This window comes from Kocuria atrinae C3-8 (assembly GCF_000286355.1).
Taxonomy (GTDB): Bacteria; Actinomycetota; Actinomycetes; order Actinomycetales; family Micrococcaceae; genus Kocuria; species Kocuria atrinae_A.
In genome coordinates this window covers 1-25794 of record NZ_AJXN01000089.1, presented here as the reverse complement: position 1 = coordinate 25794, position 25794 = coordinate 1, and the positions used below count along the sequence as shown (strand labels likewise).

18 protein-coding genes, 4 tRNA genes and 8 pseudogenes are annotated in these 25794 nt (G+C 63.8%); 13 read left to right on the top strand and 17 right to left on the bottom strand.

The features are described from left to right. From YO9_RS0109930 to YO9_RS0109910, 5 genes and pseudogenes are all read right to left on the bottom strand, one after another. Nucleotides 1–1323 (bottom strand): annotated as a pseudogene (locus YO9_RS0109930) (RsmB/NOP family class I SAM-dependent RNA methyltransferase); the annotation flags it as partial. After that, a pseudogene (gene fmt, locus YO9_RS0109925) lies at nt 1320–2254 on the bottom strand (methionyl-tRNA formyltransferase). The pseudogenes fmt and YO9_RS0109930, both read right to left, overlap by 4 nt. Next, a complete protein-coding gene (gene def / locus YO9_RS0109920; protein ID WP_016997335.1) occupies nt 2247–2987 on the bottom strand; it encodes a peptide deformylase in 741 nt (246 codons plus the stop codon). The pseudogene fmt and the gene def overlap by 8 nt, the downstream one beginning before the upstream one ends. Continuing rightward, nucleotides 2984–3915 (bottom strand): annotated as a pseudogene (locus tag YO9_RS0109915) (cytochrome). Before YO9_RS0109915 ends, def begins: the two are co-directional and overlap by 4 nt. Before the next feature lie 106 nt (nt 3916–4021). Continuing rightward, nucleotides 4022–4093: transfer RNA gene (locus tag YO9_RS0109910), tRNA-Val, on the bottom strand. Between the two features lie 287 nt (nt 4094–4380). On the opposite strand from YO9_RS0109910, the gene YO9_RS0109905 reads away from it, so the two are divergent. The 5 genes from YO9_RS0109905 (at nt 4381) to YO9_RS0109885 (ending at nt 5401) form a co-directional block, all read left to right on the top strand. Beyond that, nucleotides 4381–4453, top strand: a tRNA-Gly gene (locus YO9_RS0109905). A gap of 58 nt (nt 4454–4511) precedes the next feature. Continuing rightward, nucleotides 4512–4582: transfer RNA gene (locus tag YO9_RS0109900), tRNA-Cys, on the top strand. A 36-nt stretch (nt 4583–4618) separates the two neighbouring features. Continuing rightward, nucleotides 4619–4693, top strand: a tRNA-Val gene (locus tag YO9_RS0109895). A 96-nt stretch (nt 4694–4789) separates the two neighbouring features. After that, nucleotides 4790–5029, top strand: coding sequence for a DUF433 domain-containing protein (locus YO9_RS0109890; RefSeq protein ID WP_031273052.1), 240 nt, complete (start codon nt 4790–4792; stop codon nt 5027–5029). A 117-nt stretch (nt 5030–5146) separates the two neighbouring features. Beyond that, nucleotides 5147–5401, top strand: a complete 255-nt coding sequence (locus YO9_RS0109885) for a DUF5615 family PIN-like protein (RefSeq protein WP_016997331.1) — start codon at nt 5147–5149, stop codon at nt 5399–5401. Between the two features lie 473 nt (nt 5402–5874). On the opposite strand, the gene YO9_RS0109880 is transcribed toward YO9_RS0109885, so the two are convergent. The 8 genes and pseudogenes from YO9_RS0109880 to YO9_RS0109850 form a co-directional block, all read right to left on the bottom strand. Then, nucleotides 5875–6843 carry an ornithine cyclodeaminase family protein gene (locus YO9_RS0109880; RefSeq protein ID WP_016997330.1) on the bottom strand — a complete coding sequence of 323 codons (969 nt, stop codon included), beginning with the start codon at nt 6841–6843 and terminating at the stop codon, nt 5875–5877. Beyond that, entirely contained in the window at nt 6840–7025 is a 186-nt protein-coding gene (locus tag YO9_RS17915) for a hypothetical protein (protein ID WP_016997329.1), read from the bottom strand. Before YO9_RS17915 ends, YO9_RS0109880 begins: the two co-directional genes overlap by 4 nt. After that, nucleotides 7022–7819 carry an MFS transporter gene (locus YO9_RS17910; protein ID WP_223286381.1) on the bottom strand — a complete coding sequence of 266 codons (798 nt, stop codon included), beginning with the start codon at nt 7817–7819 and terminating at the stop codon, nt 7022–7024. Before YO9_RS17910 ends, YO9_RS17915 begins: the two co-directional genes overlap by 4 nt. A 2-nt stretch (nt 7820–7821) precedes the next feature. Beyond that, nucleotides 7822–9018 carry a GntR family transcriptional regulator gene (locus YO9_RS17905; RefSeq protein ID WP_223286380.1) on the bottom strand — a complete coding sequence of 399 codons (1197 nt, stop codon included), beginning with the start codon at nt 9016–9018 and terminating at the stop codon, nt 7822–7824. 160 nt (nt 9019–9178) lie between these two features. Beyond that, a pseudogene (nrdE, locus tag YO9_RS0109865) lies at nt 9179–11337 on the bottom strand (class 1b ribonucleoside-diphosphate reductase subunit alpha). Further along, on the bottom strand, nt 11334–11828 hold the full coding sequence (nrdI, locus tag YO9_RS0109860; RefSeq protein WP_016997326.1) for a class Ib ribonucleoside-diphosphate reductase assembly flavoprotein NrdI: 495 nt from the start codon (nt 11826–11828) through the stop codon (nt 11334–11336). Before nrdI ends, nrdE begins: the two are co-directional and overlap by 4 nt. A gap of 121 nt (nt 11829–11949) precedes the next feature. Continuing rightward, on the bottom strand, nt 11950–12186 hold the full coding sequence (nrdH, locus tag YO9_RS0109855; protein ID WP_016997325.1) for a glutaredoxin-like protein NrdH: 237 nt from the start codon (nt 12184–12186) through the stop codon (nt 11950–11952). 360 nt (nt 12187–12546) lie between these two features. Beyond that, nucleotides 12547–13616, bottom strand: a pseudogene (locus tag YO9_RS0109850) (App1 family protein). Nucleotides 13617–13780: 164 nt separating this feature from the next. Here YO9_RS0109850 and coaD point away from each other — a divergent pair. The 7 genes and pseudogenes from coaD to YO9_RS0109815 all read left to right on the top strand — a co-directional run bounded on the left by coaD (nt 13781) and on the right by YO9_RS0109815 (nt 18437). Next, nucleotides 13781–14263 (top strand): pantetheine-phosphate adenylyltransferase, encoded by a 483-nt coding sequence (gene coaD / locus YO9_RS0109845; RefSeq protein WP_016997324.1) that lies wholly within the window; start codon nt 13781–13783, stop codon nt 14261–14263. Nucleotides 14264–14395: 132 nt separating this feature from the next. Then, entirely contained in the window at nt 14396–15010 is a 615-nt protein-coding gene (locus tag YO9_RS0109840) for a YceD family protein (RefSeq protein ID WP_223286379.1), read from the top strand. Between the two features lie 2 nt (nt 15011–15012). Next, nucleotides 15013–15216 (top strand): 50S ribosomal protein L32, encoded by a 204-nt coding sequence (gene rpmF, locus YO9_RS0109835; protein ID WP_031273047.1) that lies wholly within the window; start codon nt 15013–15015, stop codon nt 15214–15216. A gap of 2 nt (nt 15217–15218) precedes the next feature. Continuing rightward, nucleotides 15219–15919, top strand: a pseudogene (gene rnc / locus YO9_RS21580) (ribonuclease III). Nucleotides 15920–15923: 4 nt separating this feature from the next. Next, complete coding sequence (gene mutM, locus YO9_RS0109825) at nt 15924–16826, top strand: bifunctional DNA-formamidopyrimidine glycosylase/DNA-(apurinic or apyrimidinic site) lyase (protein ID WP_016997318.1); 903 nt, start codon at nt 15924–15926, stop codon at nt 16824–16826. A 91-nt stretch (nt 16827–16917) separates the two neighbouring features. Next, nucleotides 16918–17205 (top strand): helix-turn-helix domain-containing protein, encoded by a 288-nt coding sequence (locus tag YO9_RS0109820; protein ID WP_031273046.1) that lies wholly within the window; start codon nt 16918–16920, stop codon nt 17203–17205. After that, nucleotides 17202–18437, top strand: a complete 1236-nt coding sequence (locus YO9_RS0109815) for a type II toxin-antitoxin system HipA family toxin (protein WP_016997316.1) — start codon at nt 17202–17204, stop codon at nt 18435–18437. Before YO9_RS0109820 ends, YO9_RS0109815 begins: the two co-directional genes overlap by 4 nt. Nucleotides 18438–18536: 99 nt before the next feature. On the opposite strand, the pseudogene YO9_RS0109810 reads toward YO9_RS0109815, so the two are convergent. The 4 genes and pseudogenes from YO9_RS0109810 to YO9_RS21570 form a co-directional block, all read right to left on the bottom strand. Continuing rightward, a pseudogene (locus YO9_RS0109810) lies at nt 18537–19621 on the bottom strand (NAD-dependent epimerase/dehydratase family protein). Nucleotides 19622–19845: 224 nt separating this feature from the next. Beyond that, a pseudogene (locus YO9_RS0109805) lies at nt 19846–22536 on the bottom strand (alpha/beta fold hydrolase). A gap of 75 nt (nt 22537–22611) precedes the next feature. Further along, nucleotides 22612–22998: a 3-oxoacyl-[acyl-carrier-protein] synthase III C-terminal domain-containing protein gene (locus tag YO9_RS21575; RefSeq protein ID WP_396350743.1), complete on the bottom strand. Its 387-nt coding sequence runs from the start codon at nt 22996–22998 to the stop codon at nt 22612–22614. Next, complete coding sequence (locus tag YO9_RS21570; protein WP_396350742.1) at nt 22952–23596, bottom strand: thiolase family protein; 645 nt, start codon at nt 23594–23596, stop codon at nt 22952–22954. The genes YO9_RS21575 and YO9_RS21570 overlap by 47 nt, the downstream gene beginning before the upstream one ends. A gap of 318 nt (nt 23597–23914) precedes the next feature. Here YO9_RS21570 and YO9_RS0109795 point away from each other — a divergent pair. Then, the coding region (locus tag YO9_RS0109795) for a chromosome segregation SMC family protein (RefSeq protein ID WP_016997315.1) at nt 23915–25794 on the top strand (1880 nt) is incomplete at its 3' end.

Here is a 25794-nt window from a genome sequence, read left to right as displayed (position 1 = left end):
CGCGGGACTCCACGATGTCCGAGACCACGTCCAGAGTCTCCGCGGTGTGCGGCGAGCACGTCGCGTAAAGCACCACACCACCGGGGCGGGTCGAGTCCAACGCTGCGGTCAGGAGCTCGCGCTGCAGCGATCCGAGCTCGGCAACGTCCGCGGGGGTACGGCGCCACCGCGCTTCCGGACGACGCCGCAGCGCGCCCAGTCCCGTGCACGGCACGTCCACGAGCACGCGGTCGAAGCCGCCGGGCATCTCCCCGGGGATGTCGCGACCGTCGCCCACGCGCAGGGCCCAGGCACGCTCCGGAACTGCAGCAAGAGCTTGTTCGACAAGGTCAGCGCGGTGATCGCTGACTTCGTTGGCGTACAGCCGGGCGTGCTGCTGATCGGCCAGAGCCGCCAGCAGGGATGCCTTGCCTCCGGGACCGCGCAGAAATCGGCCCATTTGCCGTGGTCGTCCTCGACCGGCACTTCCGCCAGCACACGGGCCACCAGCTGGGATCCGGCGTCCTGGACGCGCACGGTGCCGTCACGTGTTCCGGGAATCCGGTGCACGTCTCCCCCGGCGCTCTCGGCGCTGTCCGCCACGAGAGTTCCGGGTGTTGCGCCCTCGTCCAGGGCAGCGTCCAGGCTGCCCAGATCGGGGAGGGCAACCAGGTGCACCCGAGGGGGTGCGTTGTTGGCTTCCAAGAGTTCTTCGATCTCTTCCGGGGATCGTCCGCTCATGCGCAGCGCACGACGCAGCGCACGAACCTCCCACGCCGGGTGGGAATAGCGGACGCCCAGTTTGCGCAGATCATCCGACTGCTCCGATTCAAGCTGATCGAGCCACTCCTCGGTGCTCTGGCGCGCGACCTTGCGAAGCACCGCATTGACCAAGCCCGCCGGGCCCTGTCCGATCTCACCGCGCACCAGGCCTACCGTGGCGTCAAGGGCCGCGTGATCCGGAACGCGCATGGCGAGGAGCTGGTGCACTCCCAACCGCAAGGCATCCAGGACCTGGGGATCCAGTTCCTTGAGGGGGCGGTCCACGCAGTGTTCGAGGACGGCATCCCAGGTTCCCTGCCTGCGCATCGCACCGTAGGCCAGTTCGGTGGCGAAGGCGGCGTCTCGCTTGTCCAACCGGTTCTTCCGCACCAGTTGGGGCAGCACCAGATTGCCGTAGGCGTCCTCGCCATTGACGGCGCGTAACGCCTGATAGGCGGTGAGCCGCGCGGGGTCCGACGAGCGACGTCGTTGGCCCGGGGCCTGCGCCGAGAACGAGCGATCTTTTTGTGCGCGTCGGTTGCGTTCGTGTCCCTTGGCGTTGCGGTAACCGCGCTCGCTCATCCGAAGACCACCTGTTCACTGCGTTGCTGGCCGCGGGCCCAATCCAGGGCGGCCATGAGTTTCTTGCCGGACGGTTGCACGCGGGTCAATTCCACGGCGTACGAACCGGTGCCCGCGTAGACCGCACCGTCCTTCAGTTCCACGTGGCCGGGTGCCAGTCCCGTGACCTCGGGCGTGGGGATCACGCGGTCGATTTTCATGCGCTGTCCGTTGTACTCGGTCCACGCCCCCGGTTCCGGTATCACACCGCGCACGTGATGGGAGATGGCCACGGCAGGGTGGTTCCAGTCGATCCGTGCCTGGGCCCCGGTGAGTTTGGGGGCCGTGCTGGCCTCTCCCTCTTGGGGAACGGGCTTTGCTTGCCCCGTGGCCACGGCCACCAGGGAATCCGCCAACAAGGATGATCCGTTGTGGGACAACCGCTCCAGCACGGAACCGGCGGTGTCATCGTTGCGGACGGGATCAGTGAGAGTTCCCACGACGGCGCCGTGTCCATGCCCTCGTCCAGGACGAACGTGGTGGCGCCCATCATGGTGTCTCCGGCCATCAAGGCCCGCTGCACCGGGGCGGCGCCGCGCCACTGCGGCAAGAGCGAAAAGTGCAGATTGATCCATCCATGTTCGAAGGCATCCAGCACCGGACGCGGCAGCAACGCGCCGTATGCCACCACGGCCGCAATCTCCGCACCGGTGGCCCGCAACTGGTCGACCAGCTCTGCCGTGGCTCGGTTGGCCTTGAGGGTAGGAATGTTCAGCTCTTCGGCTCGCTGCGCAACCGGCGACGGCGTGAGGACTTTCTTCCGGCCCACGGGTGCGTCCTCGCGGGTCAGGACGGCAACGACGTCCAAGTCATCGCGTTCAACCAGGGCGTCGAGCGGGATGACCGCGGTGGCCGGAGTACCCGCATAGAGAACTTTGAGACGCTCAGTCATGATCAGGAATCCTTTCCGCGGGTGAAGGAGGAACCTGTAAAGGATGAACCCGTGGGAGAACCTCTGAACGAGGAACCGGTGAAGGATGAACCGGCGGAATTTTCCGAGCCGCTCGTGGCCGACCCCGACCGCGCGTTAGATCTCTGGAAGGCATTGGACTGCGGGGATGTCGTAGTTCCCGAGGCCGTCTCGGCAGAGCACCCAGGCGCTGAGCTTCGCGTTCCCGAGTCACGGTGTCCACGATGTCCTGGTAATCGGGAGCTCTCATGGCGCGCATCGCTTCCTTGCGAACCTCACCTTCCAGCCGGTCCACGAACAACGTGCCGTGCAGGTGGTCCGTCTCGTGTTGGAAGCAGCGTGCGAGTAACCCGGTACCCTCTCGGCGTACCGGATCTCCGTTCATGTCCACGCCCGTGATGATCGCGTGATTGCGGCGTGGTGTGTCATAGCCGGGCCCGGGTACCGAGAGACAACCCTCGCCGCCTTCCTGGGGCTCGTCCCCCACTTCAATGCTGGGGTTGATCACGTGGCCGGAATCATCGGCGATATCCCAGGTGAAGATCTGTAGTCCCACACCCACCTGAGGTGCGGCCAGCCCCACGCCTTTGACCGCGTACATGGTTTCGAACATGTCGCTGATCAGCGTGCGAAGCGATTCGTCGAAATCCGTGACGGTGAGTGCCGGTGTTCTGAGGACTGGGTCGCCCTGGGTTCGAATGCGCAGGATTGTCACTGCGAATTGCTCTCCTCGGTTGCCTGAATCTGGGTTTCCTTCAAGTCTACGGTCACGGACATGGCACCCCTGCCCACCGGGTTGTGTTCGAGCGGGGGCGGGACAATCGCCCGTAGTTGTTGGCCTGCGGCCTCGATCTCCGCTGATCGTGCCCACACCTTGGCCAGGGCACAGAACTTGAACCAATGGGCCGGCAGCTGATCCGGGACCGCCTGGACGGACAGGGCCTCCGTGTCACCAATGGCCACCGCCATCAGGACATCCGCGTTGGCGTATTCCCACGGCTGCCATTCACCGGCTGCGGCATCCACCAAAGACTCTTCCGCCTTCAAACCGGCCACGAGTTGGGTGACCACCTTGGCATCAGGGGCTTTGACCCGTCCATTGCGGTCCGTGCCGCGCGTCTTGTAGTCGATCAGGCAGACCTTGCCGCCAATGCGCGCGACCAGGTCAAGAGTTCCGGCGTAGCCCACCGTGGAGTTCCACACGGTGATTTCCGCGGCCAAGGGTTCGGGACGGTAGAGCTCCCACACTGGTCGGCACTGTCAGCGAAACGGGATTCCTGATTCTCAGCTAACGTCTCCCGCGCCTGCTCGACCCGGTGCTCCTGGCCCATGGCTCGCAGTGCCAACTGTTCGCAGTAGTCGTGCACTCGATCGCCACGCTCGGCAGCGCGATCCCTGTGGCGCTCGGCAGCTTTGGCCGCGTGATTGACCAGGGCGCGGCGGCGTCGTGAATCGCGCAGCGCGTCAGGAAGTTGCGGGTCCGCTGCCAAGGCCTGCGCGGCACTGTAGCCGTACCAGCCGCCCAGGTCATTGGACTCGCAGCCGATCACCGTGGTGATGGACGGAACCTGCGGATCCTGCCCCTCCGCACGCGCGTACATGCGTCCGTAGGGAGTTTGTTGGGCCAAGCGTGGTTGCGTCATGGGCATCAGACTACGACCCCGCACTGACAGGCATACGAGCGCCCGTCACATGTCCACCCTGGAATGCACAAGGCCCCGATTCCTACTGGAATCGGGGCCTTCATTGTGCGCGATACTGGGATCGAACCAGTGACCTCTTCGGTGTGAACGAAGCGCGCTACCGCTGCGCCAATCGCGCTTGCAACGTTGAAAACCATAGAACACTTTTTGGTCACATGCCAATCGGTTGCGGTTCACCCCCACCTCATTCACATCGGTTACCGGGTGGACCCGCTGGGGTCACCGTCGATTTGCTCGAACGAAATTGTGTGGGTAATGTTCTAGCTCGTTGGCACAGCCGAGAACGGCGAAGCGATCAACCCCCACCGGTTGAAAACTTCACGGAACAGGCGCTGACGGACTGTGATAGAGTTTCCGCTCGGAAGAACGGCAAACCGGTTCACGGAAAGTCATTCAACCAACAATGCGGACGTAGCTCAGCTGGTAGAGCATCACCTTGCCATGGTGAGGGTCGCGGGTTCGACTCCCGTCGTCCGCTCGCAGTAATCGACAACCATGTCGAGACCTGAGACCCTGTCCTACAAGGATCTGGTCCCGGTGGGGTGGCCGAGTGGTTAGGCAGCGGCCTGCAAAGCCGTCTACGCGGGTTCGAATCCCGTCTCCACCTCGGTGCTAACCACCCTCGCTCGACGAGATTGTTTGAGCGCGATTGGCGCAGCGGTAGCGCGCTTCCCTGACACGGAAGAGGTCACTGGTTCGATCCCAGTATCGCGCACCAAAGAAAAACCCCGGTACGAAAGTGCCGGGTTTTCGCATGCGCCCCGGAACTTCCACATCCCTGGCTGATCCGAACCTGCCACCGTAGACTCGGCACATGAGCAAACCAGTCAGTCGTCTTGACCGGATTGCGGTGAATCCGACGATCTGCCACGGATCCCCAACGATCCGAGGCATGCGTTTGCGAGTGCAAGACGTGCTTGAACTGCTCGCGTCCGGCATGAGTTACGACGAAATTCTGACTGACTACGACGAGCTCGAGCGCGATGATCTTCTCGCTGCGATTGAGTATGCAGCTCTTGATTCGTCAGCCCGTGTTCTTCGCGTCGTGGCATAGGCGAAAAAGGTGGCTGGTTTCCTTATCGACCAACAGCTGCCACGGGCCCTTGCCCAACACCTGACAAGCCTGGGGCACGATGCCAAGCACATCAAGGAATAGCCGGGTGGAGCGACTTTGCCCGATACCGCCGTTGCACAGATTGCGGACACCGAACAACGCTTCGTGGTGACCAAGGACGAAGATTTCCGTGCATCGCACCTACTGCGGAAGCAGCCGTCTCAACTACTTCACATCACCTGCGGGAACATCTCTACCCGCGATCTGCTCGCGCTCGTCGACGCAAACTATGCGGCGCTGAAAGTTGCCATTGCTACCTACAATTACATCGAAATCAGCCGCCCCGGAGTCATCATTCATGATGTGGACTAATGGCGATCAAGGCGCTTACCTCACGCACCAAAGAAAAACCCCGGTACGAAAGTGCCGGGGTTTTCACATGCCCGGACTCCCCCGCACTGCTCGCACTTCTCCATGATCCCCGGGCTCCCACCACACCGCTCACACTTGCCCATGGACCCCGGCTCCCGCCACACATGGGGAGCCGTTCGAGCCGCGCGCGACGCCTCATGTTCCGTTACAGCCCTTCCACGTTGCTGAAAAGGTTCTTACGGAACACCAGGTGTGTCAGGGGGTTCTAGTAACACCCGAGATGCGAGGCGAACGGCACAACGCTGGGTGAGCGAGCGGCGTCGGCGCGTGAGCTTGCAGTGCAGGGTGATGCAGCGGTATCGGCGGCTGGACGCATCTGGAGTCAGGCCGGGCGCGCGCCAAGCTGGCACGGACACGCGTGAGGCCCGGGCGAACCCGGGCCTCACACATTCTTTTTCAACCGAGCGGGAGATTTACTCTGGCTCGACCACGCCGATTGCCACAGCCAGGTCCTGCCAGCTCATGCCCACGCACTTGAACACGCGCGGGCGAGCGAGGTCAGGCTTGGTCCCACCGGTGACGATGTCCACCAAGTCGACCAGGGTGTCCTCGGCCAGGGAACCGTCGTTGACGGCCTGAATCACGTCGCCGGCCTCGCGCATTGCGGTGGCGCGATCCTCCACGACCACCTGGGCGCGGCCCATGAGGGTGGAATCCAGCTCGCGGAACTCGGGTTCGTGCGATCCCATGGCGACCACACAGGCCGTGTCCGGGACCAAAGCGCCGTCGAAGAGCGGTTCGGCCGCCGACGTCGTGCAGACCACCACGTCCGCGTCGCTCACCTCGGTCGCGTCGCCGGACCGGGCCGCGAGTCCCAGCGAACGCGCGTGCTCGACGGCGGCGTCGACCTTTTCGGGGGTGCGTCCGCACACGACCACGTCCGCGAAGGAACGGATCTTGGAGAACGCCTCAATGTGGGAGAGCGCCTGCGGGCCGGTGCCGAAGACCACGAGCTTGCTCGCGTCGGGCGTGGCCAGATAGTCGGCCGCCACCGCGGAGATCGCGGGGGTGCGCAGCGTGGTGAGCACATTGCCCTCCATGAGCGCCTGAACGGTCAGAGTCGCGGAATCCATCAGTACGTAGGTGGCCTGGATCCGCGGGAGGCCCTGCTCGGGGTTCTTCGGGGACACCGAGGCCACCTTGATGCCCGCCCAGTCACCGAGGACCGAGGGCATCAGCAAGAGGTGCCCCGTTCCGGCCGGGATATTGCTCCGCGCGGGGTCATCCTGCGGGCGGAATCCCGAAGCAAGCGTAGATTCCAGGAGCTTGCGAGCCCGGTCCACGGACACTGCATCCAGGATCTGCTCCGAGGTGTACCACGCGGGCGATCCTGCGGCTCCCATAGTGTGCTGGTTCTGGTTTGACGTGCTATCGGCGGTCATGAAGCGGCTCCTCCTACGGATGCGGGTGCGTCAGAAATCATGGGTTCCTTGGCGGCCTCGCGCTTGGCGATGGCCGGGGCGAAGAGCACGGCGATCAGCGAGATGGCCGCGGTCAACACGAGGTAGAGCGCGATGGGCAACCAGGCGCCGTCGAACTCGTGGAGCAACCAAGTGGCGATCAAAGGCGCGGTACCACCGGCCAGGGCGGCACCGATCTGGTAGCCGAGCGTGACACCGGTGTAGCGGACGCGGGCCGAGAAGATCTCGGAGCACAGGTGCCCAGGGTACCGGTGACCGGGGGCCAGACGACGCCCAGGCCGATGACTACCGCGGCGAACAGCGCCCAGTTCTCTTGCAGGTCCAAAAGCATGAAGAACGGGAAGGCGAAGATGGCAATGGCCACGGCGCCCGCGAAGTAGACCTTGAAACGGCCGACGCGGTCCGAGAAGGCACCCATGACCGGAATCAGCAGCGTGGACAGTGCCGCACCAAGGCTCACCGCGTTGAGTGCCGAGGACTGGTTGTAGTTCAGCGTGCCCGTGGCGTAGGAAACGACGAACGTGGCGAAGATGTAGAACGGTGCGGTCTCCACGACCTTCACGCCCACGGCAACCAGAACGGCGCGCCAGTGGTACTTGAGGGTCTCGGCCAGGGGCAGCTTGGGGATGCTGCCGGATTCCTTGGCGGCCTTGAAGTGCGGGGTCTCCCCCAGCCCACCGCGGATCCACAGCCCCACGGCCACCAGCACAATGGAAGCGATGAACGGTATGCGCCAGCCCCATGTGGTCAGGAACTCGGTGCCGAACGCTGCCATCGCGGCGAAGGCGGCAGAAGCGAGCAACATGCCGATGGTAATGCCCATCTGGGGAACGGAACCGAACAGGCCGCGCTTCTTGGGCGGGGCGTACTCGTAGGCGAGCAAGAGGGCGCCGCCCCACTCACCGCCGATGGCCAGACCCTGAATGATGCGGCACACGATCAACAGGATAGCGCGAGGACACCCACCTGGTCGTAGGTGGGCAACAGACCAATGGCCACGGTGGCGACACCCATCATGGTCAGCGTGGCCACGAGCGTGACCTTACGGCCGACGCGGTCGCCGAAGTGCGAGAACACAATGCCACCCAGCGGGCGGATGAAGAATGTCAGGGCGAGCGTGAGGTACGCCAGCATCTGCGAGATGTACGGATCGTCCGTGGGGAAGAACTGCTCATTGAAAATCAGGCGGATGCGGTGGCGTACAGGAAGAAGTCGTACCACTCGATGGTGCTGCCGGACAGGGAACCGGCCATCACGCGGAAATTGGTTTTCCGTGTTTCCGCGGCTTGTTGGTGTGCGTTGCTCATAGGACCTCCAGATGGGTGACCCGAGACACACTACAATGTTACATATTACGTTCCTAGTCGAGGTTGCTCGGCGACCGCACCGAAGGCCCTCCCCTGCAGTCCCGTGGTGGCTCGTTTCAGTCCTCTCCCGAGCCGCCCAGACGCCCGAAATGTGACCCAAATGCCTGGTCATCACGGCTTCCATGGCCTCAGGATCATTGTTCCGAATCGCGTCCACGATCTGCAGGTGTTCCTGGGCCGTGTGTGTCAATTGCCCCGTGGCCACGAGGTCCTTGAGCCCCGTGAGGCGGGACATGTAGCGCAGTGAGCGCACATGCCGAACCGCGATGTCGTTGCCCGTGGTCTCCAACAGACCCAGGTGCAGTTCCATGTCCAACCGGATGAACTCCACGAGCTCCCCGTACTGGGCCACATCGATACTGCGCTGGGCCACGTGTGCCGTGTGCTCGAGCACCTCGGAGGACACGCCGTTCCGGGCCACCTGGGCCATCAGCGGGATCTCGATGAGGGAACGCAACTGCAGGATGTTGGCTCGGGTTTCCGGGGAAATCTCGACCACCCGGTACCCCTTGTACCGGATCGGCGACACATGCCCTTCGGTGGCCAGATCCAACATGGCCTCGCGCACCGGGGTCGCCGAAACGCCGAACTCTGTGGCCAGCACCGGGGCCGTCAGAACCTGGCCGGGCTCCAGATCACCGGCGACCAAGGCATGGCGCAAGCTGTTGGCCACCTGCTCCCGCAGCGGAATCGAGTGACCCTTTTCCAATCGCAGAGGCCTCCGTGTGCCCTTGTCACCCGGGGTTTGACCGTTGAGAGAGACTGCCATGTTTTTATGATGCCCGTTTCAGGTGGGTTTCGGGTGAGAAGGAGCACTGCGTGCAGATTCTTACTCGACTATTAAGGAACCGCCCCGCTCGAACGAGTGGTCCGAGCGGGGCGGCAATTCTGCGTGATCGGTCAACCGGTGACGGCTGACCCATCACGTGTCAGAGCATGCAGGAGACGCAGCCTTCGATCTCGGTACCTTCCAGCGCGAGCTGTCGGATCCGCGAGTAGTACATGGTCTTGATGCCCTTGCGCCACGCGTAGATCTGGGCGCGGTTGATGTCACGGGTGGTGGCGGTGTCCTTGAAGAACAACGTGAGCGACAGGCCCTGGTCCACGTGCTGGGTGGCAGCGGCGTAAGTGTCGATGATCTTCTCGTAACCGACCTCGTACGCGTCCTGGAAGTACTCCAGGTTCTCGTTGTTCATGAACGGCGCCGGGTAGTACACGCGACCTAGCTTGCCTTCCTTACGGATCTCGATGCGCGAGGCGATCGGGTGGATGGAAGACGTGGAGTTGTTGATGTACGAGATGGAACCGGTGGGCGGCACGGCCTGCAGGTTCTGGTTGTACATGCCGTCCGCCATGACCTTGGCCTTGAGCTCACGCCAGTCCTCCTGGGTGGGCAGGGCAATGCCGGCCTGCTCGAACAGTTCACGCACGCGCGCTGTGGCGGGCTCCCATGCCTGGTCCGTGTACTTGTCGAAGTACTCGCCCGAGGCGTACTTGGAGTTCTCGAAGCCCTGGAAGGACTCACCGCGCTCCTTGGCGATCAGGTTGGACGCGCGAATGGCGTGGTAGGTGACCGCGTAGAAGTAGATGTTGGTGAAGTCGATGCCCTCTTCGGAGCCGTAGTAGATGTGCTCCTTGGCCAGGTAGCCGTGGAGGTTCATCTGGCCCAGACCCACCGCGTGCGACATGTTGTTGCCGCGACGGATAGAGGGTACGGAGTCGATGTTGGACATGTCCGACACAGCCGTCAGACCGCGAATGGCGGTCTCGATGGTCGAGCCGAAGTTCTCCGATTCCATGGCCATGGCAATGTTCATCGAGCCCAGGTTGCAGGAGATGTCCTTGCCCACCTCGGCGTAGGTCAGATCCTCGTTGTACACCGAGGGCTCGGAGACCTGCAGGATCTCGGAGCACAGGTTGGACATGATGATCTTGCCCGCCACCGGGTTGGCCTTGTTGACCGTGTCCTCGAACATCACGTACGGGTAACCGGACTCGAACTGCACCTCAGCCAGCGTCTGGAAGAACTCGCGAGCGTTGATTTTCTTCTTCTGGATCCGGGAGTCCGCGACCATCTCGTGGTACTTCTCGGACACGTTCACGTCCGAGAAGGGCACGCCGTAGATGCGCTCCACGTCGTACGGGGAGAACAGGTACATGTCCTGGTTCTTCTTGGCCAGCTCGAACGTGATGTCCGGAATGACCACGCCCAGGGACAGGGTCTTGATGCGGATCTTCTCGTCAGCGTTCTCGCGTTTGGTGTCCAAGAAGTTGTAGATGTCCGGGTGGTGGGCGTGCAGGTACACGGCACCGGCACCTGACGGGCGCCCAGCTGGTTGGCGTAGGAGAAGGAGTCTTCCAGCAGCTTCATCACGGGGATCACACCCGAGGACTGGTTCTCGATCTTCTTGATGGGTGCGCCGGATTCACGCAGGTTGGTCAGCGCGAATGCCACGCCGCCGCCGCGCTTGGACAGCTGCAATGCGGAGTTGATGTTGCGACCGATGGACTCCATGTTGTCCTCGAAGCGCAGCAGGAAGCACGAGACGAGCTCGCCGCGCTGCTTCTTACCTGCGTTGAGGAACGTGGGGGTCGCCGGCTGGAAACGGCCCGTGATGATTTCTTCCACGAGCTGCTCGGCCAGGGCCTCGTCACCGTCCGCCAGGTACAGCGAGACCATGACCACGCGGTCCTCGAAACGCTCCAGGTACCGCTGACCGTCAAAGGTCTTGAGCGTGTAGGAGGTGTAGAACTTGAACGCGCCCAGGAAGGTCTGGAAACGGAACTTGTGGGCGTAGGCGATCTTGGAGAGCTTCTTGACGAACTCGAAGCTGTACTTGTCCAGCACCTCGGCCTCGTAGTACTGGTGATCCACCAGGTACTTGAGCTTCTCCTCCAGGTCGTGGAAGAACACGGTGTTGTTGTTGACGTGCTGCAAGAAGTACTGACGCGCGGCCTGCTGATCAGCTTGGAACTGGATCTGGCCGTTGGCGTCGTACAAGTTCAGCAGAGCATTGAGCTCGTGGTAGCCCAAGCCGCGGTACTGCTCGGGGCAGGTGGGATCTTCGTGTCCCGGTTCAACGCTCAGTCCCGGGGCTGCATGGATGCTTGCCAAAACTTGTCCAATCCTAGAGTGACTTTTTCTACGTCTTCATCAGTGCCCATGAGTTCGAACTTGTAGAGCAGGGGCACCTGACACTTCACGGCCACTTTTTCCGCCGCTACGCAGAACAGTGATCCGAAATTAGTATTTCCCGCGCCTATGACACCCATAAGGTGCTGGCGGTTGACGGGCTGGTTCAGGAATTTCACAACTTGAGGGGGGACCGATCCGGCGCCGCCGGGCCTGCCGTAACTGGGTACGGCCAACACGAACGGCTCAGTGAGCTCGGGCGCGGGTTCGGAGGTTTTCAACGGTAACCGCAAGGACCTGACCGGGAGCTTCTGGATGAAGCGGTCGGTGTTGCGGGTGACCGAGGAGAAATACACCACCAGGGGGGACTCCTCCCCCGCGGTGACGTCGAGTCGATGGTTCTCGCGTTCTTGAGCCGCGGCCAACACGGTGGCCAAAGTGCTCATGGCGTGTCACTTCGATTCTGACTTGCGGGCTGCGGTGCGGGTTGAAAAATTCCGACGCCGCCGCGACGGAACGCGTACGGGCGTCGGCTTTTTCGACGACTGCGGTTTAACGCTACCGCTCTCAGGCGGAGAGCAGAACCGCCAGGGAGCTGATCTTGTCCGGACGGTAACCGGACCAGTGATCCTGGGTGGTTTCCACCACGGGGACCTGCTGGTAACCCAGGCCCACCACGTGCTGGTAGGCGTCCTGGTCCTCGGTCACGTCCACCACGTGGTAGTCGATACCCTTCTTGTCCAGGGCGCGGTAGGTGGCGTTGCACTGGACGCATGACGGCTTGGAGTACACGGTGACGGACATATCCCAATCCCCTCGAAAACTAGTGATGGGAGTACTGCGCTTCCACGGCGTTCGGACCACATCCGGTGTGTTGCCGCTGGTTGCGTCAAGTGCTCTGTATGACTGCGTCAATACTACATCTAGTGTCAGACAAAGTAAGCGGCCCCAAGATGATGTGGTGACCGTAATCCACAGGTGTCTCTCGGTTATCCCCTCACTGTCCACAGGGCGGCGCTGAAACAGGCGCGAGAACTCGCGGAAGTCGACCGTCCTGTGGACAACGAATCCCGTTTTAATCACACCCGAAAATTTAAAAACCGGCGTGTCGAGATCGCTCTCGGCACGCCGGTTCAAGTGTCGGGTGACACCTATATATGGGTCCTACAACAGGCCGGCTTCCTGCAGCTGGTAGGAGATGGAGGCGCCGTCGTTGCCTTCGATCCACAGGATGCCCTCGGGGATCGAAACCGAACGGTCCTCGGTCGCGCGAGCGCCGGCCGCGAGCACCGCCTCGGTGGGTGACAGATTGCGGATCACGATGGCCGCCACGGACTCCGGGTGACGCTGCGCGAAACCCGAGTAGATCTGCGGATCGTGCTGACCATCGTCGCCAATGAGGATCCAACGCACGTGCGGGAAGTTCTTGGCCAGTCGCTGCAGGTTCTGGACCTTGTGCTGGGCACCGGAGCGGAACCAGCGGTCCGTGGTGGGCCCCCAGTCGGTGAGCAGGAGCGTGCCGGCCGGGTAGGCGTTACGAGTCAGGAAGCGACGCAGCGTGGGCGCCACGTTCCACGCGCCGGTCGAGAGGTACAGGAACGGGGCTCTGGGGTGGTGGTTGCGCAGCCGTTCCATCAGCACCGCCATGCCCGGGGTGGGAGTGCGCGCGTGCTCATTGAGCACGAACGAGTTCCACGCCGCCAGCATGGGTCGCGGCAGGGCGGTGACCATCACGGTGTCGTCCACGTCGGAGACCACACCGATGGCCTGATCCTCCGAAACGATGGTGACCGTGGCCTCGGTGACCTCGGAGCCGTCGGTCTGCATATAGACGGTGTAAATACCCGGTTCCATGCTGACCTGCAGGTCCACGTCGATCACGCCGCCCTTGTCGGCCATGAGATGGAACTCGTGGTCGCCCAGCCACACGTTCACGTGCGCGAAGGCCAAGGGAATAGAGGTGAAGGAGCGCCAGCCGCGGATGTACTCGTTGGAATCATCGGTGTCCGCGATCAGCTGCCGCGTTTTGAGCAGTACGCGCCCCAACACGCGGACGTGCCGGGTGCTGCCGTAGCCGTCGAACGCGAGCATGGTGGGGACGTCCCGCGCTGCTCGGCGCGCGCCTGCCGCCACCGGTGCAGCCTTTGCTCCCACCGGTAGCCGATGTTGATGGCCTCTTCCGTGACCTGATCTACGGTCTGAAAAAGGTCCCCGCTACCGGTGTGTTTTGCCATGCTTCACAGTCTTCCACAGTGATCCCCCACAACGACGCCGCTGCCTACCGTGCCGTAGCTCGGTCCGGTCCGCGGCGGCGTCGAGGTGGGCCGCGTCGAAGTGGCCGACGACGCTCGAGGTTCGCGAGCGCCGTCGGCGTGCTCCCGGCCGTTAGGGTGGAGGAATGCGACGCGCAATCTGCCCCGGCTCCTTCGACCCGATTCACCTGGGCCATGTGGCCGTGATCCGTCGTGCCTGTCGGCTCTTCGACGAGGTGATCGTGGCGGTGTCCACGAACCCCAACAAGAAGCACCGGTTCGACGAGCAGACCCGACTGCGGCTCGTGCGTGAGGTCTTCGCGGATGAACCGTCGGTGATCGTGGAGCCGCTGGAGTCCGGTTTGATCGCCGATTACGCGGCCAGCCGCGAGGCCGTGGCGTTGGTCAAGGGGCTACGCAATGGCGCGGACTACGACTACGAACTGCCCATGGCCACCATGAACCGCACCCTGACCGGCGTGGAGACCGTGTTCATCCCGGGGGAGCCGTCGCTGCTGCATTTATCCTCTACGCTCGTCATGGAAGTCCACGGCCTGGACGGGGACGTCAGCGAGTTCGTCCCGCCCCAGGTCCTGGATGCCATCAAGGAACGCGACCGCACCGCATAGCCGCGTTCCGCCCCACCATTCATCGGCCCCTACGAACCTCGTCTGCCATTGCCTCACGGCAGGTACGACGTCGCTCGGCGGGCCCCGCGTGGCCCGTCACCTTGGGTGCGTGCTATCATGATCTGTCGGCCCATGTCGTCAGCCAGGAGTTTCGTGAATAACCGCAATAGTTCAGCCCTTACGCACAGCGTCCGGGATCTCGAACATCGTCCGGGGACCATGCGAAACCTGGAGATCGAGGTTCCCGCGCCCAAGGACTTCGGCACGGAGGTCATAGGCTCGCCAGAAGGCGCGCCCATGGATCTGCAGCTTCGACTCGAATCCGTGCACGAGGGTATTCTGGTTTCCGGAACCGTCGTAGTCAGTATTCACGGTGAGTGCAGCAGATGCCTCGATCCGATTGACTATGATTTACCGGTCGACGTACAAGAACTTTTCGTGTTTGATGCCTCCCCCGAAGGTGATGAGGACATCGAAGACGAGCAAGTGTATGAAGTGCGGGACGAGGAAATCGATCTCGAACCGATGCTTCGGGACGCAGTGATCATTCAGCTGCCGTTCCAACCGGTGTGCCGGGCCAACTGCCCGGGTCTGTGCGCCCAGTGCGGTGCACGACTCGAGGAAGACCCGGATCACCACCACGAAGTGCTTGACCCACGTTGGTCCGCTCTGGAAGGGCTGTTGAGCAGCACCGACCAGGGCTCTGACACTTCGGATCAGACAACCGAGACGAGAGAAGAGAGATAGCCGTGGCTGTTCCCAAGCGGAAACTTTCCCGTGCGAATACCCGGATGCGCCGGTCCCAGTGGAAGGCAAACGCCCCCAAGCTGGTCAAGACCGTCGAAAACGGCAAGGTGAGCTACAGCCTGCCGCACCAGGCGAAGGTCGTTTCCGATTCCGCCGGTACCCCCTTGTTCTACGAATACAAGGGACGCAAGGTCGCTGACGCGTAAGCGTGACTGACATGCCGGATCCCGGTGCATTGCTTGAGCGTCTCGGTGTCGATATCGACACCGAGACGCTTCGCATTGCGCTGACACATCGCTCCTACGCGTACGAACACGAGGGCGAGAAGCACAACGAACGTCTCGAGTTCCTGGGGGACGCGGTCCTTCAGCTGGCTGTGACGGACGAAATCTTTCACCGCTACGGCGACTGGAGTGAGAGCCAACTGGCCAAACTCCGTGCCTCCGTGGTTTCCTCACGCACTCTCGCGGACATTGCACGGTCCCTGGACCTCGGTCCGCACATTCGCCTGGGCAAGGGGGAGATCCGAACTCGGGGCAGCGAAAAGCCCTCGATCCTCGCGGACACCATGGAAGCCTGATCGGTGCCACTTACGAGTCCGCCGGTGACAAACCAGCCGGAACTTGGTGCTCCGCCTCATCATTCCGCTACTCGAAGACTCCACGTGCTCCATGAGGGCCGTGACTGGAAGACCGAGATCAGCGAGCTCGCCGCCCACCACGGGCTGGGCCCCGTCCGCTACGACGTCGCTGGCACCGGTCCCGATCACGCGCGCCACTTCGAGCGTCGGTGTCCCTGAACGGCAAGGTCATGGGCCACGGCGAAGGTACCTCTAAGAAGGCCTCCGAACGCTCGGCCGCTGCTGCGGCTTGCCAGGCCATCTACGACCGTTACGGACGCAAGGCCTAAGAACGTGCCCGAACTTCCCGAGGTCGAAGTAGTACGACGCGGCGTGGCCAACTGGGTGGTCGGCCGCATCATCGAACACGTCACCGTCAACGATGAGCGCTCCCTGCGCCGTCATGTGGCCGGGCCCCAGGACTTCATGGACCGGGTGACCGGTCTGACCGTCACGGACGCCCAGCGCCGCGGAAAATTCCTGTGGCTGCCAGTTAGAACTTCTGACGAAACCGAAGCGTCCCGAGCGCTGCTCGTGCATCTGGGGATGAGCGGTCAGCTCTTGGTGGCCTCCAACGGCCAGCCCGCACCCCGCCACGAGCGGTTGCGCTTCGAACTGTCTTCGGCTGTGTCCGACGAGACGGGGGAATCTCTGCCGGAGCAGCTACGCTTCGTGGATCAGCGTATCTTCGGCGGCATGCTCCTCGACCCGCTGGTGCCCAGCCCACAGGGCGGGGACCCAGTGCCCGAACATGCTGCCCACATCGCGCTGGACCCCTTGGACCCCGCCTTCGATCCAGCTGTCTTCCACGCTTCTCTGCGGCGCAAGAAGACCGGTATCAAGCGCGCCCTGCTGGACCAGGGACTGATCTCCGGGATCGGCAATATCTACGCGGACGAAACCCTGTGGGCGGCTCAGGTGCACTGGGCTACCCGCACGGAGACTATTAGCGCTGCCACAACCGAGCGGCTGGTCCAGGCGTGCAAGGACGTGATGCGTCGCGCCCTGGACGCGGGCGGGACGAGTTTTGATTCTCTCTACGTCAACGTGAACGGTGAGTCCGGGTACTTCGCTCGCTCACTGAATGCCTACGGGCGGGCGGGGGAACCGTGCGACAGGTGTGGCGCGCCCATCGAGCGGGTCAAGTTCATGAACAGGTCGAGTTACTTCTGCCCGGAGTGCCAGCGTCAACAATAGTTGAAGGTGCTATGAAAAAAGTGTGACGATAGTGCTCGCCATAACGTTTAGATAAGCCTGTTAGGCTCGCCATAGCGAAGGGGTGGCCACCATGAACGGATATCGGATCGAACGCGAGTTGACCGAGTTCGGACAGCATGTGCGTGGCTGGCGCATGGTGCTCGGTCTTACCGCGCAGCAGGTCGCCGAGCGCGCCGGAATAACACGGGACACCCTGCGGAAGATCGAGGCCGGAGACCCCGGTGTGGGATTCGGCAATGTTGCACAGGTGCTGCGCGCCCTCGGTGTTCTCGATCAGGTCGTCAATGCCATCGACCCGCTCGGCAGTGACATTGGTCGTCTGCGCGCCGGCAACCTATCGAAGAAGCGTGCACGATGACCACCGTCGAGGTTTTTATGGACCGAGACGGGGACCCGATCCTGGTGGGGCAGGCGCACTTCACTCGACACCGCAGTCAGATTTCCACAACGTTCCTCTATGATCCGACGTATTTGGTCCATGGCGGGACCAGTATCGACCCCGCGCTGCCCCTTGTCTCTGGGGCCCAACATCAGGTCGGTCTCGTGCGGGCCTTTGCCGATAGCGCACCCGATCGCTGGGGTAGGAATCTCATCGAGAAGGCGGAGCGCGTTCGTGCCCGCAGGGAGCACCGATCGCTGCGCAGGCTGGACGATTTGGACTTCCTCCTGGGGGTCAGCGACGACACCCGCCAGGGTGCCCTGCGGTACCGGATTGACGGCGACGGATCATTTGTCGGTGAGCCGTCGCGCGTTCCTCAACTGATCGCCCTCCCAGAGCTGCTGAGTGCCTCTGACCGGCTCTCATCGGAGGACGATCCCAGTGCGGCGGTGAAGCAACTGCTCGAGACCGGTACAACCGGCTTGGGAGGCGCACGGCCCAAGGCATCCGTGCGTCTCGAAGACGGTGCGCTGGCTATTGCCAAATTTCCTCACTCAAGTGACCGGTGGGATATGATGGCCTGGGAAATGACAGCGCTCGATTTGTTGGAAGCCGTCGGAATTCGAACGCCCGCTCGGCGTCTGACTGCGGTGGGGGATCGAAACGTGCTTATTCTGCGACGGTTCGACCGCACTGACCATGGGCACAGGATTGGGTACATCAGTGCCATGACGGCACTTGGTGCCAATGACGGCGATCATCGCGATTACGCAGAGATCGCCGAGGCCATCCGAGATCTTTCACTCTCCCCGAGGAGTGACCACCGAGAGCTCTTCGACCGCGTCGTTGCATCGGTTGTTCTGGGCAACACGGACGATCATCTCCGCAACCACGGTTTTCTTGCCGATCACGGGTCTTGGACGCTCAGCCCCGCCTTCGACGTGAACCCTAACCCTGACCCGTGGCGGCCACGCGCAACGTCGATCATGGGGGCCGAGGCGCTCACCGATGAAGCCGATGCATTGCTACCGCTGGCCGAAGAGTGTGGCATACGCGTTCACCAGGCCCGGGAGCGGATTAGAAGTATGTTGTTGGTGATGACCGACTGGCGCGATGTTGCACGTAGGCATGACATTCGCGAGCAGGAAATCGGAACAATGGAAGAGTCTATCGACTCGCGCATCGCCGCGGTGTCTGCGGCGATGCGCTGAGCCTGACTACAGGGCTGGATCCGGGGGTCCCGCCTGACGCTGGCCCTGGGGCCGCTCAACCAGCCCCGGTCTATTCCGAACGAACGTTTTGCAAATCGTTCATCGTATCGCTGCGACCGCTGCCGGCGGCGTCCGCGGCGCGCTCGGCCCTGACGCGCTGATCGTCGGCAACCTCCAGGACCGTTCCGCCGCCACCGAGCCGGTGTTGCGTTCCGGGCGCGGGTGGTCCTTGTAATGCTGGGACAGACGCTGCATGCCGTCGTCCAGGCTCACGGACGGCTTCCAATTGAGCAGCTCGTGAGTCTCCTTCTGATCGAACCAGTGCGCGGTAGACATCTGCTCGGCCAGGAATTCGGTCATGGGCGGCTCGGAATCGTGTCCGCGCAGCTTGGCCGGAATGTGGGGCCAGACCTTCTCGATGACCTTGCCCGCGACACGGGCGACCTTGCCGGGAACGGAGCGCGTGGGGGCATCCACTCCGGCGGCGGCGCACATGCGCGCGACCAGCTCACCCACGGGGCGGGGCTCACCGTTGGTCACTACAATGGCCTTGCCGTGGGTGAAGTCGATGCGCTCCAGGCAACGAGCAATCGCCTCGGAAGCGTTGTCGATGTAGGTCGTGTCGATCATGGCCGCACCGTGATCCAAGTTGGGCAGTCGACCAGCGGCTGCACGGTCCACGATCCGCTCCACGAGCTGGGTGTCACCCGGTCCCCACACGATGTGCGGGCGAATGGCTGCGACGCGCAGGCCGCGGCCATCGGTTTCAAGGGCGAGCAGCTCGGCGGCCGCCTTGGATCGGGCATAGTTGCCGCGGGCGGTGCGAGGGTTGGCGGGCTCCGCGCCCACACCCTCGATCGAGGTGCCGGCGTGCGCCACGGACGGCGAGGAGACGAACACGACGTTCTGCACGCCGAGTTCCTGCGCGACGGTCAGCAGCACGCGGGTGCCGTGATGTTCACGTGCACGAAGTCTTCCCAGTCACCGGCGAACGAGACCTTGGCGGCCAGGTGCACCACGTCGTCCACGCCTTCGAGGGCCTTGGCCACGGCGTCAGGGTCGGTCACGGAGCCAAGTACCTCGTCCACGCCCTCGCGATTGGCCACGGCGGCGTGTCCGCGCTGGAACACGCGCACGCGCCAGCCCTTTTCGAGCAGGGTGCGAGCAACCTCGCCGCCCAGCATGCCGGAAGCACCGGTCACCAGAACGGTGCGGCCCTTGCCGGTCAGTTCGCCTTCGGTCGCGGTGGAGCCGATCTCGTCGCGGCGGGACGTGTTCGTCGATCCCGGGCCCGACGACGTCGCTGTCGTCGCCTTGGTCTCGCGGTCGCCCGTGACGTCCGCGGGGGTGTCCGCGCGGTGGCGCCCGGTGCGGGACACGGGGTCGGGAGTGATATCTGGGGATTTGCTCACAGTGCGCTCATCTTTCCGCCGGAAAGTACGCGCTCAGCCCACTGGCTCAACGCGGCCCGATCAATCTTGGAATTGTGTCGGATATCGGTGGGGTGTTCGGGAATCACCATAACCGCGCTCGGGCGGATTCCGGTGGCGAATTCCACCGTGGACCGCACCTGATCTGCGAGATCGGACGGGGCGAGACCCGGTTTCTGGGGCGCGGGGTCGGTTTCGATCACAGCCACGGTGGTCTGCGAACCCTTCGGTCCCACCCCGACCAGAGCCGTGCGGCCCACACCCAGTACCGATTCGGCAGCGTGTTCGGCGGCCACGGGAGTGACCGGTCCTCGAGACGTATTGATCACGTGTGCCAGCCGGCCCTCGACCCACAGTCGTTCCTTGGCGTCGAAGTGTCCGACGTCCCCGGTGCGGTGCCAACCCGGCGTCTGGTCCGAAATGCGCTCGGTGATCCACAGCCGGTCGTAGTGATCCTTGGCGTGAGGTGCCCGGGCCACGATTTCGCCGGTTACACCCGGGTCGGTGGTGATCTCGTCGGTCACGTTGCCTGAACTATCGAGTGGTAGGACACCCAGCTGGGCACCGTGCACGGGAGTACCCACGCACACACCGTTGCCGGCGCCGGGGAAGCCCATCTGGGCGTCCTCTCGTGCGGCTCGGATGACGTCCAGGCTGACATCGGTGAGCGGTAGCGCCTCGGTCATGCCGTAGGGCGTGTGCAACTCGGCGGCGGGGAGCAATCTCTGAAGCCGCTCCAAGAGTGTCTCCGGAATCGGGGCGCCGGCCGAGAGCATCAAGTTCACGCGGGACAGCGCATCGCGCTGCGCCGGTGCGAGCTCATCTGCCGTGGCCAAAACGTTGGAGATGGCCGCGGGGGAGGCGAAGATCGCGGTGGCGTCGATGGCCATCACGGCTTCGGCCAGCGCGCGCGCCGTCAGCGTCTTGGGCTGGGTCACGTCCATGTCCGGGGTGACCGAGGCGGCTCCTAGCGCGGGGCCCAGAAGTGCGAACGGCGCGAAGCCGGCCACCAGGCCGGTTCCCGCGCGCAGTCCGTAGGTCACTCGAATGGCATCGCGCATACCCGCCATCTGACGGTGGGTATACACACGCCCTTGGCGGGGCCGGTGGAACCGGAAGTGAACAGCACGGCGGCCTCGGCATCCGGATCCACGAGCGGAAGTTCGCCGGTGTTCACGGTGGTGACCGAGTCCAGCAGTTCGGGAATGGTGTGCTCGACGCCGAGCGCCTTCTTGGTGACGGGATCCAGGCTCACCGCGGAAATCTTGCGTCCCGGCCAGCCGAGGGCCTTGGCTCCCACCAGTGCCTTGCGGATACCAATGAACCAGTCCGGGGAGGAACCTTTGAGCGCACGGGTCAGGCCCTTGCGACCCAGGCCCTGGTCCGCGACGACGATCACGGCACCGATGCGCAGGCACGAGTAGATCAGGGTGGTCAGCAGGGAGCCGGGGGGAACCATGAGGTTCACGCGATCCCCGGGACGCACGCCGGTGCGCAACAGAGCGGCACCCAGCCGGTCGACCTCCGAACTGAGCTGTGCCCAGGACACCGTGCGTTCCACGTTCAGCTCGGGAGCGGTGCCGTCCACGGTTCCCGCAACGGGTCCCATGTCCACCACGGCGGGGGAATCGTCGCTGCGCCGGGCCTCGAGTTCGGCGAAGAACGGGGAGAAGTTGTCGGAGGCGTTCGCGCGCTTCTCACGGTGCTGCTGGGTGATCGGGAGATCCTCGCCGAAGTGCTCGTTGAGCCACGTGATGATGGGCGTTGCGATGTCACGGGATTCACCGACCAGGTGCTTGGCACCCTCGAAACGGTGCACGTCCGCGTGTGGAGCGCGACGCAATAGATCGTCCAGGTAACGCTGCTGGAACACGGGGTCGTTGGTGCCCCACAACAGGAGCGTGGGAACCTCACGTGCGCTCATCCGACCGGCAATGCGCTCGTAGGCGGCGTTCGAGGGGTGATCTTCCGGTGCGGGGATGTCCGCCACGAAATTCGCGATGGCCTGGCGGCGCTCGCGGGAACGGTACGGGGCCTTGAAGGCCTTCTTGACGTCGCTGCTCGGGGCCGGATCGGCCAAGGCGAGCGTGGTGTCCAGGAACGCGGTGGTCCGCTGGGTGAGCGGCTGGTGCAGCGCCGAGTTCAGCGCCACCTGCAGAGCGGTGGGGATGGGCTCCGAGTTGTCGTGGTGAACCGCTGTGTTGGTCAGGATGGTGGCGGCGTGAATGCCAGGGTGTTCCTGCGCCATCCCTGGGAGATCAAACCGCCCCAGTCGTGAGCCAGCGTGACCACGGGGATATCTGCGGTATCGATACCGAGTTCAGCGGTGAGGTCGCTCAGATCCTGGACCCGGTCCTCCAAACGGCGGAACAGTCCGGTGCGCTCGGAGAAGCCCATGTCCAACTGGTCCACGGCGACCACGCGCCAGGCTGCTCAGCTTCGGTGGCGGCCTCAAGAACGCTGCGCCACAGGTAGGACCATGTGGGATTGCCGTGCACCGCCAGGATGATGCCGCGGGGGGACTTTCCGGCCTTCTCCAGGACGGGTCCGTTGTCCAACAGGTGCCAGCGGCGCTTGCGACCGGGCACGGGTTCCACGGTGGCGGTGGAGGCAACCGTGACGGTGGTGGACCACGCCGGATCGACTCCCGGAAGGGGGATGTCAGTCATCGGCAAACGAGAGCCGGTCTGGGGCGATCGAGAGGTTTTCTTGCTCACGGTTGAACTCCACTTTCTCTCAGGCGTTTACCAGGCCAATTCCATCAGGGTCGTGTTCAAACCGGATCCCACGCCCAGACACAGCACGCGGTCGCCGGGCTGAAGTTTCTCGGCTTCGAGCGCGAGGGTCATGGGAAGTGCCGCCGCAGCCACGTTGCCCCAGTACGGGAACGTGAGTGGCACGCGCTCGGGATCCAGCCCCATGTCGGCAATGAGCTTGTTGGTGTGCGAGTTGGACACCTGGTGGGTCACGTAGCTGTCCATGTTGAGCCAGTCCCAGCCGTCCCGTTCGGCTTCTTGCATGGCGGCGACCACGAGGCCCACGCCGTGGTTGAGCAGTCCGGTGGCGTTGGTGAACATGCCCTCGTCACCGCCGATGCACAGCTCGTGGAACTGGGTTCCGGCGCGAGTCACGGAACCGACGATGCGGTGGGCGTCCGGGTGCTTGTCGGCCGGTCCCACCACGCAGCGGCTGCACCGCAGCCCAGGTGAGGGTCGCGAATTCCTCCACGACCTGCTCGCGGGTGATGCCCGGCTTCTTGAGGCGTTCAATGGCAGCGCGGTGCCACGGGGAGGGATCCTCACCGTTGACGATCAGCGCGTACTCGATGGCCCCGGAATCGATCATGGACGACGCCACGGTCAGGGCATTGATGAAGCCCAGGCACGCGTTGGTGATGTCGAAGTTCAGCGCGGAGCTGGGCATGCCCAGCCGGTGGTGAATGCCCACGGCCACGGCAGGTTCAAAGTTGTCGCGGGTCACGGACGAGTTGATGAACAGCCCGATCTGCTCGGGCTTGATGCCTGCCTGCTCCAGCGCGGCCTGTCCCGCTTCCGTGGCGCCGTCCGAGAAGTGCCGTCCGGGGGCCCACATGCGACGTTCCTGGATGCCGGCGAGGCGTTCCAGAAGTCCACGCGGCAAACGCAGGCGCTTGAAGGTGTCGGCGAGCTCATCATCGAACCGCGTTGAGGGGACCACCTCATTTGCTTCCACCTTGGTAATGGACAGCACGGCTGCATTGCGGTTTCTAATGGTTGAGTTTCCGATCAACGTGGCGCTTTCGAGACAGGGCTCTCCCCGCGCCGTGACGAATCGAACGTTGATTCATCGCCTTGGGCGCTCGAGCGAGCAGGCGGACTGGACCGGTTTAGTCTATCGACCAGTTTCAACCTGACTGCCAGCGGCTCCCAGCCGTTTCTCTGCAGGCTGACTATTGATGAGTCCCGAGTGCGCAGGCCCGCACGGGTACAGTGGTGTGGTTGCGCGAGCCCGTTCACCCCCTGACGAGGGCCGCGCGGTGGTGAACATCTCACGCTAGGAGCCTCACACGTGCACTTGAAGACCCTCACCGTGCGCGGTTTCAAGTCTTTCGCTTCGGCCACCACCTTCAATTTCGAACCCGGCGTCACCGCAGTGGTGGGACCCAACGGTTCCGGTAAATCCAACGTGGTGGACGCCCTGGCCTGGGTCATGGGCGAGCAGGGAGCCAAATCCTTGCGCGGCGGCAAGATGGAAGACGTCATTTTCGCCGGCACGTCCGGTCGTTCAGCGCTCGGGCGCGCGCACGTTTCGCTGACCATCGACAACGCCGACGGCGCTCTGCCCATCGAATACAGCGAAGTCACCATTTCGCGCACGCTGTTCAGAACGGGCGGATCCGAATACGCGATCAACGGTCGTTCGTGCCGGTTGCTCGACATCCAGGAATTGCTCTCCGACTCCGGTCTGGGTCGCGAGATGCACGTGATCGTGGGACAAGGTCAGTTGGACCGGATCCTGCAGGCCACCCCCGAGGACCGCCGCGGCTTCATTGAAGAGGCCTCGGGCATCCTCAAACACCGCCGCCGGAAGGAGAAGACCCTCCGCAAACTGGACTCCCTGCAGTCGAACCTGGATCGGCTCGAGGATCTGGTGGGGGAGATCCAACGTCAGCTCACCCCGCTCGGCCGACAGGCGCGCACGGCACGCAAAGCCCAGCGCATCCAGTACGACGTGCGCGATGCCAAATCCCGACTGCTCGCGGACGACGTGGTGCAGGCCCGCGCCGCCCTGCAGACCGACAGCGCCAGTAGCGAGAAGACTCGCGCGGAGAAGCAGCAGCTGGAGCAACACCTCGAGCAGCTGACCGCCCGACTCCAGGACACCGAAGCCCAAGCCGCCCGCACCGCACCCGTGCTCAACGCCGCGCGCACGAGCTGGTACGAACTCAGCACGGTGCGCGATCGCTACCGTGCGCTGTCCTCATTGGCGGGGGAGCGGCGTCGGCTCCTGGGATCGGCCGAACCCGAACAGCACACGGGCAGGGATGCGAACCGACTCGAGGAACAGGCCGAGCGCAGCCGAGAGGAGGCCGCGGGGCTCGAAGAGCGGGTCGCCGAATCCCGGGACCACTTGACCTCGGTGGAGACCGAGCGCCACGAGGCGGAAGAAACCGCACGCGCCGCCGAACAACGCACCGCGCAGTTGCTGCGCGAGGCTGCCGATCGTCGTGCCGGTCAAGCCAAGTTGGCTGCCGCCGTGACCTCGGCACGGTCGGGCCTGACCTCCGCAGAAGCCGACATCGAGCGGCTGCGGGTGGAAATCAATGACGTGATCAGCCGTTCCGAAGGCGCTCGCGGGGAGCACACGCAACTCAGCGAACGCGCTGAAACTCTGCGGACAGCGGCCGCTCGCAGTACGGAACTCTCGGAACAGGCCCGCGAGAACGCCGATCAGGCGGAAACAGCGGCTCGCCAGGCCGAGGCCGAACGCCAGCGCGTGCTGCGCGAACACCATTCCGTGACCGTACGCCTGGACACCCTGCAGCAGTCGATGCCGCAACCCGACGGTTCGCAGGCCGTCTCGGCGAGCCACGGAGATTCCGTGCTGGGCGCGGTCTCGGACGCGGTGCGCGTGGCCGAGGGCTGGGAACGTGCGGTGGGGGCCGCGTTGGGGCCGTGGTCCGAGGCGCTCGCGGTCCGTTCCCACACCCGTGCTGCAGACATCTTTTCCTCCCTGCGCTCCGAGGACCTCGGTCGCGTCAATGTCCTGGTCGCCACCGGGGCCGACGGCGCTGGGGAGCCGACCGCGCTGAACCTGCCGACGGGGCGGTGCGGGCGGTCGAGGTGCTCTCCGGATCGCCTGACACCTCGACCGATTCTGCGGCGCAGGCCATTCTCACGGCGGTGCGCGGTTTGCTCGCCACCACGGTCCTGGTTCCCGACGCCGCC

Excerpts from the sequence above, each read along its gene's own strand:
- YO9_RS0109890 (WP_031273052.1), top strand. The coding sequence starts at position 4,790 with ATGAGCAAACCAGTCAGTCGTCTTGACCGGATTGCGGTGAATCCGACG.
- YO9_RS0109880 (WP_016997330.1), bottom strand. The coding sequence starts at position 6,843 with ATGACCGCCGATAGCACGTCAAACCAGAACCAGCACACTATGGGAGCC.
- YO9_RS17905 (WP_223286380.1), bottom strand. The coding sequence starts at position 9,018 with ATGGCAGTCTCTCTCAACGGTCAAACCCCGGGTGACAAGGGCACACGG.
- nrdI (WP_016997326.1), bottom strand. The coding sequence starts at position 11,828 with ATGAGCACTTTGGCCACCGTGTTGGCCGCGGCTCAAGAACGCGAGAAC.
- nrdH (WP_016997325.1), bottom strand. The coding sequence starts at position 12,186 with ATGTCCGTCACCGTGTACTCCAAGCCGTCATGCGTCCAGTGCAACGCC.
- coaD (WP_016997324.1), top strand. The coding sequence starts at position 13,781 with ATGCGACGCGCAATCTGCCCCGGCTCCTTCGACCCGATTCACCTGGGC.
- YO9_RS0109840 (WP_223286379.1), top strand. The coding sequence starts at position 14,396 with ATGTCGTCAGCCAGGAGTTTCGTGAATAACCGCAATAGTTCAGCCCTT.
- YO9_RS0109820 (WP_031273046.1), top strand. The coding sequence starts at position 16,918 with ATGAACGGATATCGGATCGAACGCGAGTTGACCGAGTTCGGACAGCAT.
- YO9_RS0109815 (WP_016997316.1), top strand. The coding sequence starts at position 17,202 with ATGACCACCGTCGAGGTTTTTATGGACCGAGACGGGGACCCGATCCTG.